General features: G+C 37.2%; 19 protein-coding genes. 3 read left to right on the forward strand and 16 right to left on the reverse strand.

All coding sequences use genetic code 11. The annotated features are described in order from the left end of the window. Positions 1-131 precede the first annotated feature (131 nt). Both B7E05_RS16155 and B7E05_RS16160 read right to left on the reverse strand, forming a co-directional pair. Positions 132-1,637: a BCCT family transporter gene (locus B7E05_RS16155; RefSeq protein WP_080875176.1), complete on the reverse strand. Its 1,506-nt coding sequence runs from the start codon at positions 1,635-1,637 to the stop codon at positions 132-134. A gap of 189 nt (positions 1,638-1,826) precedes the next feature. Then, complete coding sequence (locus B7E05_RS16160) at positions 1,827-3,482, reverse strand: C40 family peptidase (protein ID WP_080875177.1); 1,656 nt, start codon at positions 3,480-3,482, stop codon at positions 1,827-1,829. Between the two features lie 396 nt (positions 3,483-3,878). Between B7E05_RS16160 and B7E05_RS16165 the strand changes: the two genes are divergently transcribed. Continuing rightward, positions 3,879-4,934 (forward strand): aromatic acid exporter family protein, encoded by a 1,056-nt coding sequence (locus B7E05_RS16165; protein ID WP_080875178.1) that lies wholly within the window; start codon positions 3,879-3,881, stop codon positions 4,932-4,934. Between the two features lie 97 nt (positions 4,935-5,031). Here B7E05_RS16165 and B7E05_RS22535 read toward each other — a convergent pair whose 3' ends face one another. From B7E05_RS22535 to B7E05_RS16185, 5 genes are all read right to left on the reverse strand, one after another. After that, positions 5,032-5,160, reverse strand: a complete 129-nt coding sequence (locus tag B7E05_RS22535) for a hypothetical protein (RefSeq protein ID WP_281252477.1) — start codon at positions 5,158-5,160, stop codon at positions 5,032-5,034. 39 nt (positions 5,161-5,199) lie between these two features. Further along, positions 5,200-6,162: an Rpn family recombination-promoting nuclease/putative transposase gene (locus B7E05_RS16170; protein ID WP_080875179.1), complete on the reverse strand. Its 963-nt coding sequence runs from the start codon at positions 6,160-6,162 to the stop codon at positions 5,200-5,202. Positions 6,163-6,286: 124 nt separating this feature from the next. Then, entirely contained in the window at positions 6,287-6,901 is a 615-nt protein-coding gene (locus tag B7E05_RS16175; protein WP_080875180.1) for a DedA family protein, read from the reverse strand. Positions 6,902-7,009: 108 nt separating this feature from the next. Continuing rightward, the gene (locus B7E05_RS16180; RefSeq protein WP_080875181.1) at positions 7,010-7,945 is read right to left on the reverse strand and encodes an MsnO8 family LLM class oxidoreductase; all 936 of its coding nucleotides are present in this window, start codon (positions 7,943-7,945) and stop codon (positions 7,010-7,012) included. Further along, positions 7,942-8,520, reverse strand: coding sequence for a DUF1836 domain-containing protein (locus B7E05_RS16185; RefSeq protein WP_080875182.1), 579 nt, complete (start codon positions 8,518-8,520; stop codon positions 7,942-7,944). The genes B7E05_RS16180 and B7E05_RS16185 overlap by 4 nt, the downstream gene beginning before the upstream one ends. A gap of 190 nt (positions 8,521-8,710) precedes the next feature. Between B7E05_RS16185 and trhA the strand changes: the two genes are divergently transcribed. Then, positions 8,711-9,355 carry a PAQR family membrane homeostasis protein TrhA gene (gene trhA, locus B7E05_RS16190; RefSeq protein ID WP_080875183.1) on the forward strand — a complete coding sequence of 215 codons (645 nt, stop codon included), beginning with the start codon at positions 8,711-8,713 and terminating at the stop codon, positions 9,353-9,355. A gap of 47 nt (positions 9,356-9,402) precedes the next feature. Here the strand turns inward: trhA and B7E05_RS16195 are convergent, their stop codons facing one another. From B7E05_RS16195 to B7E05_RS16210, 5 genes are all read right to left on the reverse strand, one after another. Then, positions 9,403-9,999, reverse strand: coding sequence for a TetR/AcrR family transcriptional regulator (locus B7E05_RS16195; protein WP_080875184.1), 597 nt, complete (start codon positions 9,997-9,999; stop codon positions 9,403-9,405). 6 nt (positions 10,000-10,005) lie between these two features. After that, the gene (locus B7E05_RS16200) at positions 10,006-10,683 is read right to left on the reverse strand and encodes a YqeB family protein (RefSeq protein ID WP_080875185.1); all 678 of its coding nucleotides are present in this window, start codon (positions 10,681-10,683) and stop codon (positions 10,006-10,008) included. A 449-nt stretch (positions 10,684-11,132) separates the two neighbouring features. After that, a complete protein-coding gene (locus tag B7E05_RS22195; RefSeq protein ID WP_179134558.1) occupies positions 11,133-11,294 on the reverse strand; it encodes a hypothetical protein in 162 nt (53 codons plus the stop codon). Between the two features lie 49 nt (positions 11,295-11,343). Continuing rightward, positions 11,344-11,949 carry a peptidoglycan-binding domain-containing protein gene (locus B7E05_RS16205; protein ID WP_080875186.1) on the reverse strand — a complete coding sequence of 202 codons (606 nt, stop codon included), beginning with the start codon at positions 11,947-11,949 and terminating at the stop codon, positions 11,344-11,346. Between the two features lie 132 nt (positions 11,950-12,081). Further along, positions 12,082-13,059, reverse strand: coding sequence for a DUF418 domain-containing protein (locus B7E05_RS16210; RefSeq protein WP_179134559.1), 978 nt, complete (start codon positions 13,057-13,059; stop codon positions 12,082-12,084). Positions 13,060-13,508: 449 nt separating this feature from the next. Here B7E05_RS16210 and B7E05_RS21945 point away from each other — a divergent pair, with 449 nt between their 5' ends. Further along, positions 13,509-13,664, forward strand: coding sequence for a YfhE family protein (locus B7E05_RS21945; RefSeq protein ID WP_143833244.1), 156 nt, complete (start codon positions 13,509-13,511; stop codon positions 13,662-13,664). 201 nt (positions 13,665-13,865) lie between these two features. Here the strand turns inward: B7E05_RS21945 and B7E05_RS16215 are convergent, their stop codons facing one another. The 4 genes from B7E05_RS16215 to B7E05_RS16230 all read right to left on the reverse strand — a co-directional run bounded on the left by B7E05_RS16215 (position 13,866) and on the right by B7E05_RS16230 (position 17,088). After that, positions 13,866-14,567, reverse strand: coding sequence for a hypothetical protein (locus B7E05_RS16215; protein ID WP_080875188.1), 702 nt, complete (start codon positions 14,565-14,567; stop codon positions 13,866-13,868). Between the two features lie 3 nt (positions 14,568-14,570). Further along, positions 14,571-15,428 (reverse strand): ABC transporter ATP-binding protein, encoded by an 858-nt coding sequence (locus tag B7E05_RS16220; RefSeq protein WP_080875189.1) that lies wholly within the window; start codon positions 15,426-15,428, stop codon positions 14,571-14,573. After that, entirely contained in the window at positions 15,418-15,795 is a 378-nt protein-coding gene (locus B7E05_RS16225) for a GntR family transcriptional regulator (RefSeq protein ID WP_080875190.1), read from the reverse strand. The genes B7E05_RS16220 and B7E05_RS16225 overlap by 11 nt, the downstream gene beginning before the upstream one ends. Before the next feature lie 237 nt (positions 15,796-16,032). Next, positions 16,033-17,088, reverse strand: coding sequence for a M42 family metallopeptidase (locus B7E05_RS16230; protein ID WP_080875191.1), 1,056 nt, complete (start codon positions 17,086-17,088; stop codon positions 16,033-16,035). Positions 17,089-17,213 lie beyond the last annotated feature (125 nt).

Here is a 17,213-nt window from a genome sequence, read left to right on the forward strand (position 1 = left end):
TTCTCTCTTACTCTTCATTATAATGGATAAAGGTATTATATGTCTACTTGACTATGGAAACATACACAAAAGAGAAACCAGCATACAAGCCAGCTGATTTTAAATACTGGTTTATTTGCTGGTTTCTCTTATTAATTTTTCACCCTGTCTTTTTCGTCTCTTTGCAACATCTTTATAAAAGAAATCATCAAAATTATAATAATAACCACAAACGGCAATGCAGATGTAAGAGAGGCCGTCTGTAATGCTTCTAATCCGCCGGCGACTAATAATACAACTGCAATCGCAGTAATCAAACCGCCCCAGATGAATTTTGTAATCAGCGTCGGATTCATGCTCCCCTTGGAAGTCATACTTCCTAAGATATAAGTTGCAGAGTCCGCTGAAGTTACAAGAAAAGTAAAAATCAGAACAATTGCCATGAAAGAAGTAATGGTACTAAGCGGTAAAGTACCAAATGTTTCAAATAATGCTACCGCTAAATCATGGTCCACTGCTTCCGCAATCATTGTTCCATTATTTAAATCACTATATAAGCTGGTGCCGCCAAAAACAGCAATCCATACACAAGCAATAGCAGGAGATGCTACCAGAACACCAAAAATATACTGGCGTATGGTGCGTCCCCTGGATACACGGGCTACAAATGCACCAACAAATGGTGACCAAGAAATCGCCCACGCCCAATAGAAAATAGTCCAGTCTACTACCCAATCATCTCCTGTATACGGTGTTAAACGCAAGCTATACGCTACAAAGTTGGTGAAGTAATCACCCAAACCTAAAACAAACGATTCTAAGACAAATACAGTTGGTCCTGTGACAAATACAAAAACAAGCAGGATAAGACAAAAAGATAAATTAATCGAACTAAGCCATTTCATCCCGCGATTTAAACCGCTGACAGACGAAAGCAGATATATAAGCAGCATTGCCAAAGCAATGGAAACTTGCATCCAAACACCATCAGGCAGCTCAAAGACAGAGGATAAACCACCACTCATTTGCATAATTCCTAACCCTAGTGAAGTAGCTACACCCATAACCGTAGCAATAACTGCAAGTGAATTAATAGAAGTAGTTGTTACTGGATTATTACCAACAACCGGTTTAACAGCTGTGGAAATTAAACCGTCTTTTCCTTTTCGAAATTGTAAATAGGCGATAACTAGTCCAACTAATGCAAAAACAGCCCACTGGCTAATGCCCCAATTAAAAAAAGCGTATCCCATTGCTACTCTTGCAGCTTCTTCTGTTTGCGGTTCCAGACCCGGAAATGGCGTATCAAAAAAATGACTCATTGGTTCTGCTACTCCCCAGAACACAAGGCCGGATCCGAAACCTGTAGAAAACAGCATTCCAATCCAAGGGAAAAAACCAAATTCAGGTTTTGAATTTTTACTACCTAACTTTATTTTCCCGTATTTACTAATGCATATCCCAATCAAAAATACGACAAATACAAAGACAGCTATAAGATATAGCCACCCGAAATTATGTGTTGTGAAACCAAATAGTCTTGTTGCTACGCTTTGAAACCCGGTTGGGTTAACAGCACCGACAACAACCAAAGCTAAAACCACAGATGCTGATATAAAGAAAACCGGATTTAAGAAGCTTTTATTCTTTTTTCTCATACATCCATCCTTTCTATGTTTATTTGCTGCAAAAATGGGATATATACTACTATTCCCATTAGCTGATATGGTAAACTATATTAATTTTATCGTGAGAAATGGAAACTTTATAAAAAAAGGGCGATTTTTTGCACAAAAAAAGACCTCACACGAAGTATTTCTTCATGTAAGGCCTTTTTGATAGAGTTATTATTGTACACGACGTACTGTTCCGCTGAAGTTATCAGCCCAGTAACCGCTGTTCATATCTGCAACAGCAACACCGGTACTGCTTTGAGAACCAATGAATTTCCCGCCGCCAAGATAAATACCGACATGGCCATTCGTACCATTTGTATTAAAGAAGACTAAATCTCCTTTTTGCATATCACTCTCAGAAACAGACGTACCTGTACTCACCAATGCACCAGTGTAAGACGGGATAGAATATCCTGCCTGCGCAAATGCCCAAGAAACAAATCCGGAGCAATCAAAACCGGAGCTAGGGCTTTTTCCTCCCCAAACATATGTGTTTTGATATGTTTGACTCTGTGCAGCGCTAATTACTCCGCTGATTCCAGAACCTGTATTTCCTCCTGAACCATTGCCGTTATCACCTTGACCAGAATTATTTGACCCTTCTGATCCGCCGGTGCTACCTGAATTACCGGAGTCATTATTGTTCGAACCACTGGATCCGCTTGTACTATCATCAGAGTTGCTAGAGCCGCCAGAACTACTTGAACCGCTTGAATTGCTAGATCCACTCGTATTGCTTGTACCGCTAGAATTACTAGAGCTGCTTGAATCGCTTGAATTACTTGAATCGTCGGATTCGCTAGATTCACTATTTGAACTTGATTCATTGTTATCAGAGCTTGATTCCTCTGTATCAGAAGAGTCACTGTTATTACTGCTTTCTGTATTTGAAGATGTATCTTCTTGCGCACCGTTTGAAGCAGTTTCTTCTTGTTCCGGTTCATTTGCTTCGTCTTCAGAATCACTTGCAGCTTCTTCTTCAGCTTCGGCTTCTTCATCGCTGTTATCTTCCTCAGAACCGACGCTCGCACTTGCTACCAATGTTTCCGGTGCTGGAGCAGTTGCTACTTCCAGACGATCAGCTACATCCTGCTCGATAGCAGCTAAACGGGAATCTTTAATTTCTAAATCATCAATAAGTGCTGTTAACTCACCTTCTTTATCTTTTAAAGAAGTTTCTTTATCCTCAGCAGCATCTTTTTGATCAGTAATCGTATTATTAATACCTGTTAAATCTGTTTGTAATTGGTTTAATTCATCAAGTTTTGACTCAACGGATTCTTGTTTTTCAGCAACATCGTTTTTATCTTCTTCTTGTTGTTCCAGCAAAGCTAAATCAGAATCAGAAATCTTGTTTACTGCAGAAACACGGCTGACAAAATCACTAAAATCCTGTGCTCCGAATACTACTTCAAGATAGCTGATATCTCCGCCATTTTGTTGCAAAGCTACTGCACGTTCTTTTAAAATATCTGTTCGTTTGTCGATTGCTTCCTCTAATTCTTCAATCTCTTCTTTCAGTTCACTAACTTCATCTTCTCTTGTCGAAATACCTTCTTCTGTTTCATCTAATTTTTGCTCATTTTTTTCAAGAGCAGCATTTAAATCGTCAATTTCTGTTTGTAAATCTTGTAATTCTACTAAAACATCTGCTACTTCATTTTCTGCATCTGATAGATTAGATTGTACAGAATCACGATCGTCCTGTACCTGAGATTGTTCCGTTTCCAATTCTTCAACTGATTCTGCTTTTACCGGCCCCGCAAAAAAAACACTGCTCAAGCCTACTACGGAAGCCGCAGTTAATGTCACTACTGTCTTTTTCAACTTATATTCCCCGCTTTCGAATTTTACACCGCAAATATTTTATCTATGTATTTAGCTGGCACCGTACATTTGCGATTATTTATTTATATTATTTTCATTTCTTCTAATTTGTAACTTTGTAAATCTTAACATAAGAAAATGTCATGCATATTATAGAAATGTTACATTTATATTTCATTAACGACAATAATCGTTAAACTTCGTCATAAAGTATGTCTTAATCCCTGGTATGGCAATGTTTTTTATTCTAGTATTTTTGTAGTGCCACCCCAAGACAAATTTACCAAATATTATTTTCCTTATTTCATTCTCTTTATACAGATATGATACAATACATATTGTAACGGAAGAAAATATAGCAAACATAGATGATTAACATAAAAAGTAGGGATGGACGTGAAAGTTCAAACGATTATTGGAAATAGAGTTATCAAAACGGGGATTGCTGTCTTTTTCACGGCGCTTATTTGTAAGTGGTTGAATTTCCCGCCGACGTTTGCTGTGATTACTGCCATTGTTACGATTGAACCAACCGTAACAGACTCTATAAAAAAAGGGCTTGTCCGTTTTCCAGCTTCAGCAATCGGTGCAGCCTATGCAGTTATATTTCTTGCTCTATTTGGTAATTCACCACTTACTTATATGCTTGCTGCTATATTAACGATTTTCACCTGTTTCCGGCTGCGTCTTCACGCCGGATTACTGGTTGCAACGTTAACAGCCATTGCAATGATTGAAATTGTTGAAGATAGTTATTTTATCAGTTTTCTTATTCGGCTGGCAACAACAACAATTGGGCTGTCTGTTTCTACACTAGTTAATATGTTCGTTTTTCCGCCAAATTACTATCGCTCCCTTTATAAAAAAATGACATCTATCCGTACACAATTAAGTAATCATATGAAACGCTGTTATTATGAATTAATTTTTGCAAAAACACCGTTGGATTTTGGTATGAATGAAAAGGTGGGAAATATCTACAAGGAGCTTGAAAGTGCGACATTACTTTCACTCTATCAGAAGAAAGATTTAAAGTACCATCACGTCTTAGAAAAACATGAAGATGAATTAAAACAATTCAGGCATCAGCTTCATCATCTCCGTATGATTCAATATCACGTAACGAATATAGCAGAACAGCCTGCGGTTAAAATGGAATGGGAAGTGGAGAAGCAAAAACATGTATTTGATACTGTATGTTATTTTGCTAATGTATTGGCAGATAAAATCGAATTTAATAAAAATGAATGGGAAGATAGACGTGAGCAATTACATCAGATATTTCAGGAGACGTTAAAAACAGCACAAATGAGTGAAGCGGAAAAATTGCCGATAGAGCTGGTTGCGATTTATGAATTAATTTCTATTGTCGAAATTATTGAAGACCACTATACAATGGAATTTGAACAACTCGAACCAAAAGGGAAGAACTCCCGCCTAAAAAAACAGTAATCCCGTGTTTCGAGCTTTTAAGATTGGGCTGGTTGCAACATCCATTTACTGCCTGTACAGCCAGCCCCTTTTTTTACTATTTGCAGCCATGTCACCTTTATTTCTCTTCTACTTCTTCCTGCAGCGCAGCCAATTCCTTATCAGACATTCCTGTAATATTTTTTACCGACAAATAATCCATTCCCTGCTTCAATAAATTACGAGCAACTATTTTTCCATAACGCATAATTACTTTGGCTGCGTCACGGTTAGCAAGTGCTGCATTTTATTCTGCTTCCATTCTTTTCTCTTTTTCTTCCACGAGTTCTAATTTTTGCTGTTCATATTGTTTTTTTATCTGCTGATACTTCTGTTCTAACTGTTCCGTTCTTTCCTGAACAACTTTTCTTTTTTCTTCGGTTATTTCGATCTCTTTTAAAAATTGCTGTTCTATTATCTGCTTCTGTCTATCTTTATAAATCAGTTGATTTTCATCTATACAGCTGATATCGCTCCATGCTTTCATAGCCGCTGCCATATGCTTATCTGTTGCTGCTATTTTTTCTAATGCTTGATACATATTCAGATGAAAATAATGCTTTGTGCTGTCAACGACCGCCAGTAATAGTAACCATCCAGTTAAAGCGTCTTCTTTCCAGTTCAAGCTGCCTTCATTCCAACGGTGGATCAATTTCGGAACTTCAATAAAATGGCTTTCCTGCAAATTAGTTAGCATCATCGGTTCTTCTTTGTCCGTTAACCGAAATATAGAATGATATTTATCACTTTCATGAAATATCTCAAAATGCATGATGCTGATTGTAATAACTCCATCATATTCACCGAACGCAGAACTTGTTGCAAATTGCCGGCGGTATACATCAGACCAGAAATAGAAGGACTGATTTTCAGGAGCATCCTGATCCGGAAAAAGTATTTCTACATAAATGGATTCTTTATTTTCTGTTTCTACAACCAAGCTCAAATGAGGCAGTTCACTTCCTGTCATCTTTTCTTCTTGAAATGTCATATCTTTAATTGGCGCTCGTTTGGATTGTATAAAAAATGCGTTCAAGAAGGCGATTGTTATCTTCTTATATCTTTCATCCCCGAATAATTTTTTAAAGGCAACATCAATTTTTAAATCCATCAGCTGATGAAATTCTTTTTTTGGAATGGAATTTCGATACACTTCTCCATTTTCGCCAATTCGAGAAGGGAATTCCTTTATTTTCCAAGAGTGAATCATGGAAACACATCCTTTTGTTTAGTCGAGGACTTACTATGATGAAGGTCTAAATACAGTTAACCAAACGTACGTTCCTTTGTCAATGAATAAATAAAAAAATCTGCAAAAGGACTTTTTTAGCCTCCTACAGATTCTCTTTCTTCCGTTTTTTTATATACCAAATGCAGAAAAACAAAATTCCAACCATAATAAAAACATAGACAAAATTTGAATAAACATCCATAAACGCTGCAACACGATACCAATTATTCCCCAGAACTGCACCGACACCAATAAGAATGCTATTCCAAATAATAGAACCGACAGCTGTTAACAAAATAAATATACCAAAATTCATTCTTGCCATCCCAGCGGGGATAGAGATTAAACTTCTTAAAAGCGGAACCATTCTGCAAAAGAAAACGGTCCAATAGCCATATTTTTCAAACCATGCATCCGCCTTATAAATATCGGCTCTTTTTAAACGCAGTACTTTACCGTATCGATCAATCATTTTCTCAAGCCAAGCGATATCCAGTAACATCCCTGCACAGTACAAAAGCATGGCTCCAATAAGCGCTCCCAGTGTAGATGCAGCTAATACCCCCAAATAGGTTAAGACGCTGTAAGTGGTCATAAATCCTCCAAAAGGAAGAATAATCTCAGATGGTATCGGCGGAAATAAGTTCTCCAATGTCATCATTAGGAAAATACCCAGATAACCAAATTGCTCCATCATGGTTGTAACCCATTGTCCCATAATATCCTCCATTTACGCTTGTCCTATTTAATTAGAATATATTCTTTCATGCTGCAGTCTATGATTTTCTTTTAAAAAATAAATTTCCTATTTCCATCCATATGTTTTCTACTTTGTTTGATTCATTATTTCTGCTAATTGGCGATAAGAAAATGCTCTTGCTTCATAGGTAGGCGCCATTGTAAGAACCATGATTTCATCACATTGATAGGCTTCTTGCAGTGCCGTAAGTTTTTCTTGAACAAGAGCTTTATCCCCAATGATTTGTTTATCTGCAATTTTCGATTGCTCTTCCGGATCTGCCTGTGGAGAAGGGTCCTGCTCTTCCCTTTTGCGTTTTGCTTCTTCTGCCAATTCCAGCGCTTCCTGTTCAGTTGCAGCGCAAAGAACAGATACAGCAACGATAGTGGGCAGATTCTCCGTTTGTCTTTTATAACTGGCTACAATTTCCGGACCATTATCAGCACCCATAAAATGCCCAAAAACATAAGGTAATTTCTTTGTTGCCGCAAGTTTTGCACTACGCTCGCTGGTTCCCAGAAGCCAAGGTTCAGGCTGAACAGGCGGTACTGGTGCAGCTGTCACCCGTGAATAAAGATGTTCCGGCGAAAAATCATCTTGAAGAAAATGAAGTAATTCGTCCATATACGCAGGCATTTCTTTCACCTTTTCTAAAAAGTTCCCTGCAAGTGCAATCGAAGCTTCTGCTGAACCGCCCGGTGCTCTGCCAAGTCCTAAGTCTACCCGTCCTGGATATAGAGTAGCAAGCATCCGGTAACGTTCCGCAATATTATAGGGACGATAATTAGGTAATAGCACCGCACCCGAACCAATTCGAATATTTTCGGTTTTGCTGCCAATAATCCCCAGTAATATATCCGGTGCAGGACTGGCTAATCCTTGCATCCCATGATGCTCCGCGACCCAATAACGTTCATATCCGGACTGGTCCGCCAAGACTGCTAATTCCATACTGGCCTCCAGCGCCTGCTTTGCATCGGCATCTGCAAATAATGGAGATTGGTCTAAAATACTTAATTTCATTCTTCTTGCTCCCCTTTCCATTTTAATTGATCAACCAGCTTTTCTGCTGCTCGTCGGTAAAAATTACTCATCCCTGTCAAGCTCGTAATGAGTAATACTTGTTGTAAGTATGTATCATTGACAATATCTTTATCTAATTCCGTCTCGAATATTTTTTCCTGCTCCGCTATATATTCTTCAAAACCAGCCACATTTTTATCCATTAAATACATATAATTAGCGTAAAATTTCTCCAAATCAAAATCTTCATCCGCTATACGCTGATTAGCCTTTGCGAATGTTTTCCCGATATCTTTAATCGATAAAACACTTTTCATTTGATAAATCATACTGATTAGAAAAAGATGATCTTTCGAGTACTTTTTATTTTCTATTGGGAAAAATAATTTAGCTTTTGCATAATTATTTATCATCGTTTTCGTTAATACCTTATCTTCCTCATAACGTTTGGAAGAAGCATATTTGTTTTCAAACAGTTGAATGACCTGGTCCATATATAAATCTAAGTCAGGTATTTCTTCTGGTTTTAATTGGTTTTCTAAATGAAGACCTTCTAATTGTTTTTTTATATCCATAACATGTCTTTCCTTTCTTCTTTAATAGGATTATTTGTTAATAAAAGAAGCGGGAATGGAATCAATTAACATATCTACGTATCATTATAGACATAATCATACAAAATTCAAATGTTGACTACTTCATGAAATAGGTATATATTTATTACATAGTATTGAAAACTACATAACAGATCGGAGAGGTTAATAGTTGCATAAATTTATACGTGAACCAATGAATGCTTTTACTCACTTTATCGGAATTGTTTTATCTATTGCTGGATTAATATTACTTGTTGTCAAAGCAGCCCGGGTTGGTGTACCTTTAGATGTTGGTGCTGTGGCTGCATTTGGCATTAGTTTAATTTTGTTATATACCGCTTCAACAGTTTACCATTCTGTCATCGCAGGTCCCAAAACGATTGCTTTTTTCAGAAGAATGGACCATGCCATGATTTATGTATTAATTGCTGGTACATATATCCCGCTATGCCTGATTGCGCTGCAAGGAACAACTGGATGGGTTCTGTTTTGGGTCGTTACCGTCCTTGCGGTTCTCGGTGTTCTTTTTAAATTAATCTGGTTCCATTCCCCCAGATGGCTTTCCACGCTGCTCTATGTATTAATGGGATGGATAGCTGTTTTCTATAGCGGGGCACTTGCTCCAGTTATCGGCACTGGAGGAATGGTCTACTTAATCGCTGGGGGAATCCTTTATACCATCGGTGCAGTGATTTACTGGCTGAAACCGGAATTCTTGCGTTCCCGTTATTTCGGTTACCATGAAATATTCCATATTTTTATCCTGTTGGGAAGCCTCGGCCACTTCTTATGTATTTATCTGTATGTTATCTAAGAAGTTCAATAAAAGAAGAGCCTTGCAAAAATGCGGAGGCTCTTCTTTTATTGAACTATTTTCGTTACCATTTTGATTAATTCCTGCTGATAATTTTGGTTATCAAAACTGTCACTTTGCAGCAGCATGCTTTCATTTGCTGCGCCATTAATAAGGATAGCTGTCGCTTTTGGCTGGAAATCAGATGAAAATACTTTCTGCTCCTGCCCCTCAGATAAAATAGATTCTAATCGCAGATAAAGCGGATCCTCTTCTCCTTCATTTAATTTGTAGTACGGGATATTATCTTCTGTCCGGGCATTAAAAATAATTTCAACCAGTGCTACATTATTTTTAACATATTCATATTGATACGTGAGGGTGGCTTTTATGTAACCAAGCAGCTGTTGATAAATATCTGTCTCCCGCTTTACCCAGTCATCAATAAATTCCAGCTGTGCCCCAATTAAGTAATTTAACGTATGGTGAATCAACTCTTCTTTATCCGCAAAATGATAGGAAATTAACCCAGTGCTAATTTTTGCATGTTTTGCTATTTTAGCAAGACTTAATTTTACATAGCCAATATCATTCAATACGTCAATGGTTGCCTTTAAAATTTGTTCTCTCCGCGCTTCTGAGATAAATGTTTTTTCTTTCGTCACTTCGTATCACCCTCTTATCATCCTTACATACTGCCGTTTGTCCTCATCACGGATAATAGCTCCCTCGGCTGCTATGTCTTTTCGCAATATCATGGCTTCTTTTTCATCCTCTTCCTTCAGCGCCTGTTCTCTCGCAGCAAGCAGCCTGTTAACAGAATCAGGGAAATCAGGTTGATCCGGAACCCAGCGCTGATATTCTGCATGGTGAGGATCTTGATTTTTCCATGGAAACCGATGTTCCAAAAAAGCAGCTTCTATTTTCGGCTGCTTTACATCCGTTTGCGAACGATACCGTTCCTCGCCTTTTTGACCTAAAACAACAATCTCTTTTCTATCCATATAAATGGCGGAAATATCTCTTTTTTGCAAATTTACTTCTTTATCATTCCTTTTCATTGTAACTTCTTGATCGGTAATCGTCATTTTTAATGATTCACTAAACGCATACAGTGCAAAAAGGATTCCGGCAATCAAACCGACGATTACTCCAATAATCGATACCCAAGAGCTATTCCAGGATACAATCCATTCAAAGAACGGGCCAAACGGCACAAAAGGAATCTTGATCAGCCAGCTCGAAATAATTTGGATAAACCAGCCAATAATCGCTCCAAGAAGCGGACCGCCTATAATAATAATCCCTTTATCAAGTTTTGTTAAACCAAGTACGGTTTCATTTTGCATCGTTTATATTCTCCTCTGGATATATTTATAACTGAATTACTTTTTGATTAACTAATCAAATTTTAACACGAATGATTAATTCATGCTAGTAAAGATGAATTATATGGTATTTTAGAAAATCTTATCTTATTTATATAATAATAGCGAGCAGGTATTAACGTGTTCAACGTTACTATCTGTTCTATTTTATACTCCTATGAAGTTGGTTTAAAATAAATTTTGATGACAAACATCTCGCTACCCCACATTTTATGTTTCATGAAAAAACCGTTTTGAAAAAAATTAATCAAAACGGATTCATTCTTTATGAAGTACTATACCTTTTTTATCAAAAAATGTAATCATTTCGTGTCACAAACGCACCTGATTTTTGTAAAAACATATATTTTAAAATTCCTTATATATCCATTACCAATATCTTTATTTAATAACTAATCCGAAAAAATCCACTAAAAAGAAAGCAGTTCAAAAGGCATTGTCAGAAAACCCAAACCATTTAACACACCTGTAATGGGGCATGAAATTATACTGTATAGGAGGGACTTATCCAAAACTGAACCTGTAAGTAATAGAGCGGCAGTTACTTTAGATGCTGATTTTTTAGATGTCATAAGTTATCCCTCCTGCTAAACTTGTTCCCTCAAGCCACCCTTTTTGTGCTTATCTTGGCTTTGATTCTATAACATCTCCATTTTGATACACATCATAGAATCCGACCGTGCCAGTACCTCCGTTATCAATTAAATCTTGACTTTGTGCTTTCAAGGAATAAAATACTTTTCCATCTAAGTCTCTATGAAGTTCACCATTGCTGCTAAACACTAGATCCTCATTATCTAAGTTTTTCTCTGCGTAAGCAATCGCTGTTTCTACTGTAAACAACTCCGCTTGATATTCTTCAAGTAATACAGCCCATGTACCAACGCCGATAATTCCGTCCTGTACTAATCCATTCTCAGCTTGCAATTGATGAACTTGTTGGTCTGTGTGCGAACCAAAAACCCCATCCACTTCTGTTTCAAACCCAAAGTGATTTAACATCACTTGAATAAATTCGACTTCAAAACTTTTTTGGCTCCCATGTTTGACGGTAGGCTGTTGTTCAGGCGGCCAATTTAATATTGCTTCATATCCTGCTGGTACTTCTGATTCTGCTTGTTGAACCGATTCATTTTCTGGAGCTGCATCTACTGTTTGATTAATATGGGGTGCACCTGCAAGCGCAACTGTAACCGCAGGAACTACCGCTAACCATTTCTTCTTCAATATAATTCCCTCCTTGAAAAATTTGGTTGTTATCCAGATACCCCTTTCAGAGAATAATAAAGTGCTCACTTATAAACCTCTCTGTTTTTTTACATTGAGACCACCTCCTCCCCTGAGTCACTCCTTTTCGCATTATTGGAGTAATCTTGGATGATTAGCATTCATTTTATAACGATTGGGCAGCTTTCCGTACGTTGCTATTCTCCATATAAATTCCATGGGACCAATCTTAAAATATTGAAACCAAATAGTGCTGTATATCATTTGGATGATTAAAATTACGATGGCTATGTTCATTAATGTTGTTTGATGCACATGACCTTTTAAATCGAATAGACCACTAGCTGTTAAAATCAGAGCGGTTTGAACGAGATAGTTCGTTAACGCCATTCTTCCAACATACTTAAGAGGTGTTAATAACTTTTGAATTATATTGTGCCGGAGCAAGAGTGTTAAAGTAGTCACATAGAACGCACTTACAAAGGGCGCAGCAATGGCACCAGCTAGATCGATTTGGCCATTTTCCTCCGTTAAGAAATATTGAATAAAAAGTACTGCAGGCAAGAGACAAAGAGATGAAATTTGCACGATACGAAATGCTTTTTGATATGCTCTAATATTTTCAAAAATCCCCCATTGCCCCATGCATAAACCTAGTAGAAACATAGGCAAGATCATAAAATAACTTCCGCCAAGAAATACGGCAAGGATTAATAGTATGACAGCGATAATAAAGTTAATTTTCGGTTTAAACCTGTAAAAAGGAATAAGAATGAATCCGAAAATCGAATAAGGGAGCAAAGCTTCTCCTAATTGGAAAAATTGATGGATCAATCCAAAAATGGATAATACAATCAATCTTTTTATAAACAATGCAGTACTTTTATCACCTCGATTTACTGCTCGTGTCATGAAAATATAGAAACCAATTCCAAATAAAAAAGAAAAGATAATAAAAAATCGCTCGTATACCGCATAATTTAAGATTTGGCTCCAAAAATAGTCTGTTTGAAGGGAGGAAGGTAATATTATTAGTGTGATATTCGCAAATATGATGCCTAATAAAGCAAATCCTCGCAAAAAATCTAAAGTATCAATACGTTGTTTCATCATAAACTCATCCTTTACCTATTTCATATGTTGTCTTTACTATATCCCTTCATCCTTAAACTACAATCACATTTATCTTATAAAATCCTTAAATACGTGTTGGCTCTCACCAAAAATTATGGGTGACAAATGGATCGTTTGCTGTATAACCTTATATTACTTTTACTATAAGAAACCCCCTTTTAGATAAAAATCCAAAGGGGTAAAGTTTCACGACTTTATTTTAAGCATCGCGCCTTATAATAATTAAATAGCAACGTAGGTAAACATTTATTCTTTAAATACATGTCTTCATTGAAAGAACACTATTCAATTTGCACTTTTTATAAAAAGGGATTGATAAAATGTTAAAGGTTGCGAAAATATCAGTCGATAACAAGGATGTTTTAATTCATTTAAATCGGGAAAATATATATTAGAACGAACATTAATCGAAAGGATGGTTATTCATGAGAAATATACAATATCAGCCAGCAAAAAAGAGAGACATTGCTGACGCGCAAGAGGTCCACTACTCTAAAGAATTTAAGCAGGCAGATATTGCTGGTGGCTTTCGGAAACCCCAAGTTAATGAGGCAAAATCCGAAAACCCTAATTTAAAATAATTACCTTTTAAAGGATAAATATGTTCCAAAATCTATGGTGAATCGGCTAATTAACACAATGTTTGCCTATCGGTTGTCTAATACCACGATATAGCTTAACCATCACTGATTTTGGTGTTGATTAACAATATTATGTAAAACTTTGAAAAGGGGCTGTTGCATAATCGATTATGGATTATGCAACAGCCCCTTCCTATTTTTTTAACGTCTATTTATAATGGTGATTTTCCGCATAAACGGAAAACCTATCAAGTAAAACACGATACCGATGAAAAACATGCTTATAAAGGTCATTATAGTCACATCAGAGAACAGATTGACAACGGCATCAACCAGCCAACCTTCAAAAGCACCATATAGGATAACAACCATTAGAACTCCCAGTACAGTTCCTCCACCGGCTAATCCCGTCCGGTAAAATAATAATGCAATGAAATACAATACAGCCATAATCAAGAACATAACAAGGGTATCCACGACAATTCGCATGATCCAGTTATCTGTCAAAAGCATTGCCGGATGAACATAAATATAATTCGTCACACCAGCCGCTTGAAATATCCATTCCGTTATCTGCTGCAGGGTGCTTCCAATAAAAGCTATCGCCAAGGAGTATACAAACATAAAATAGAGCTGCATAACATACATATTTTTACGGGTCGCTCCCATTTTTAATCCGAACGGAACATTGCCTTTCACTAATTGAAATCCGACAATACCAACGTTAAAGTATGTTGCAAACGGGATGGCGAAATACATTTTAAATTCATCGACTCCCAATAATAAATAACAAATAATAGCTGATGCAATGATGATACCTATTAATATCGAAAAAAATATTTTAGCGGTTCGAACCACATCAACCGTATAATAATAAAACATGCCTTTTATTTGATTGTTCATGGATTATGCCCCTTTCTTCTTCTCTGTTAAATGAATCATCAGCTCCTGCACTGGCACACCTTCCACTTTCAGACCGGCTTCTTCTGCTTCTTTCCTGCTGCCGAAAGCATATGCCATGGAGCTGCCTGCTAAATCCGTACGCTGGATAATATCCTTATCCGATAAATAAGCATTCACCTTGTCCTTTGGTCCAGAAACAGCAACTGTCTTTGCCCGCAAATCTTCTGAGCTTTCCTGAAGAATAACAGAACCTTCTCTTAGAATAATTACTTCTTCAAACATTAAACTGACTTCATCAATCAAATGCGTAGAAAAAATAATTGTCCGCGGATTTTCCTGATAATCATCCAATAAAATGTCATAAAACAGCTTACGGGAAGGCGCATCCATACCGATATAGGGCTCATCAAATACAGTAATAGGTGCTCTGCTTGCCAAACCGACTGTAATTCCTAACGCAGACTCCATTCCTTTCGATAACGTTTTTACTTTTGCAGATTGTTTCAAATGAAACGTCTCTAATAATTCTTCCGCCATTTCCTGGTCCCAGCTTGGGTAAAAATAAGCAAAAATCTTCAATACTTGCTTTATCTTTAACTCTGGACTGAAATTATTCGCTTCTTTGATCAAACAGATGGATTCTGTCAGCCGCTGATTTTCAAATGGGTTTTCTCCATCAATGGTGATATCTCCTGAAGACGCTAATGTTTGACCGCTTAGAATATCCATAAATGTCGTCTTACCTGCACCATTTCTCCCAAGCAGTCCATAAATTTTATTCCCCTCCAGCGTAAAGGAAACCTGGTCTAAAGCATGACTTTCCCCATAGGTTTTACTTAATTGATTCACTTTAATTTCCATGTTCCTCATCCTCTCGATTAAGCATATTAATGAGTTCCTGTCTATCCATTTCCAATTTCTCCGATTCCCTTTTCATTGGGAGTAAATAATTCTCATAAAATGTCTGCTTTCTTTTTTCGATCACAATCCCTTTTGCTTCCTCTGTAACAAACATGCCCACACCCCGTTTTTTAATCAAAATACCTTCTGAGACAAGCTCATTGATCCCCTTGCCGGCAGTGGCTGGATTAATCTGATAAAATTTCGCAAATTCATTGGTGGAAGGTGCACGTTCGCCGCCATTCAATGAGCCATCGATAATCGAATCTTCAATTTGTTCTTTTATCTGCAGGAAAATCGGTTTGTTTTCATCTAATTCTTTTTTCATTAGCCTCATCCCTTAATTGGTTAATTACTTATGTAACTAACCATATAACATAATCGATATAAAGTCAACTTGTTATTTAAAAATAATCAGCTTATATTCGTGGTGAAACCTTATGTACAAAGGGATTTACGTACTTTTATTTTTTATTTTGAATCGTACAGCTTTTATTTAGAGAGGTCTATTTTTCACGCAAAAAAATAAGACCAGGTAAGGTACCCAGTCTTATTCTCTACTCCATTATTCCTCAACCATTTCCGACTGCACATAATGATAAACCAAATTCTCCGTATGTTTCAGAGATAATTCATGTGTGCGTTCAAACGCATGGGAAGCATCAATCCCCGGCCCAATCAGTCCATGAACCACATCGTGTCCGGAATGAATCGCTGCTGATGCATCCGATTGATAATAAGGATAAATATCTAATTTATATTCGATGTCGTTTGCTTTTGCAATTTCTGTGAGATGATTGCGAAGACCGTAATGGTACGGACCAGAAGCATCCTTTACACAAATGGATACCGTATATTCATCGGTTCTTTGTCCGTCTCCGATTGCCCCCATATCCACTGCTAAGTATTCGACGGTTTCCGGCGGGATATTGGAGTTGCCGCCATAACCGATTTCTTCGTTATTGGAAAAAAGAAAATGCGTTGTATATGGCAATTCCGTCTGATCTGCAGCAAGTTTTTCAATTACTTTGATCAAGATAGCTGCACTTGCTTTATCATCTAAATGACGTGATTTAATAAAGCCGGATTCTGTTATTTCTACTCGGGGGTCAAAGGAAATAAAATCGCCAACTTCAATACCCAATTGACGGGTGTCTTCTTCGTTTTTTACCACTTCATCCACTCGTACTTCCATATTTTCTGTATCTCTTTGTAATTCGCCGGATTTTCGATACACATGAACAGCTGTCTGATGCATTAAAATCGTACCGGTAATTTTTTCTCCGCCTACCGTGTGAATGGTACAGTATTCTCCTTCCACATAATTAAGCGGAAACCCTCCGATAACCTGTATTTTCAGGCGGCCGTCTGCTTTTATTTCTTTGACAATGGCTCCTAATGTGTCTACATGCGCTGTCAAAAAACGATGTTTAGAAGTATCTTTACCTGGGAGCGTTGCAATCAAACCGCCTTTCCGATTTCGCTTGGTTTGAACGTTACTTGCTGATAGTCTTTCTTCAATAAATTGAATCGCATCTTTTGTATAGCCGCTTGGACTTGGTATGTTCACCAAATCTTTGATTAATGTTTTTGTTTCTTCTATATTGGGAAAACTACACATTATATGGCCTCCTTCAAAATTGGATATGACTCCAAATCAGTCTATTATACAGTTTACCAGAAAACAGAACATTCGTTAAAGAAAGTCCTGACGCATATTTCGATTTCTTAGAACACTCTAAGCAT

It is taken from the genome of Oceanobacillus timonensis, assembly GCF_900166635.1.
Lineage (GTDB): Bacteria > Bacillota > Bacilli > Bacillales > Amphibacillaceae > Oceanobacillus > Oceanobacillus timonensis.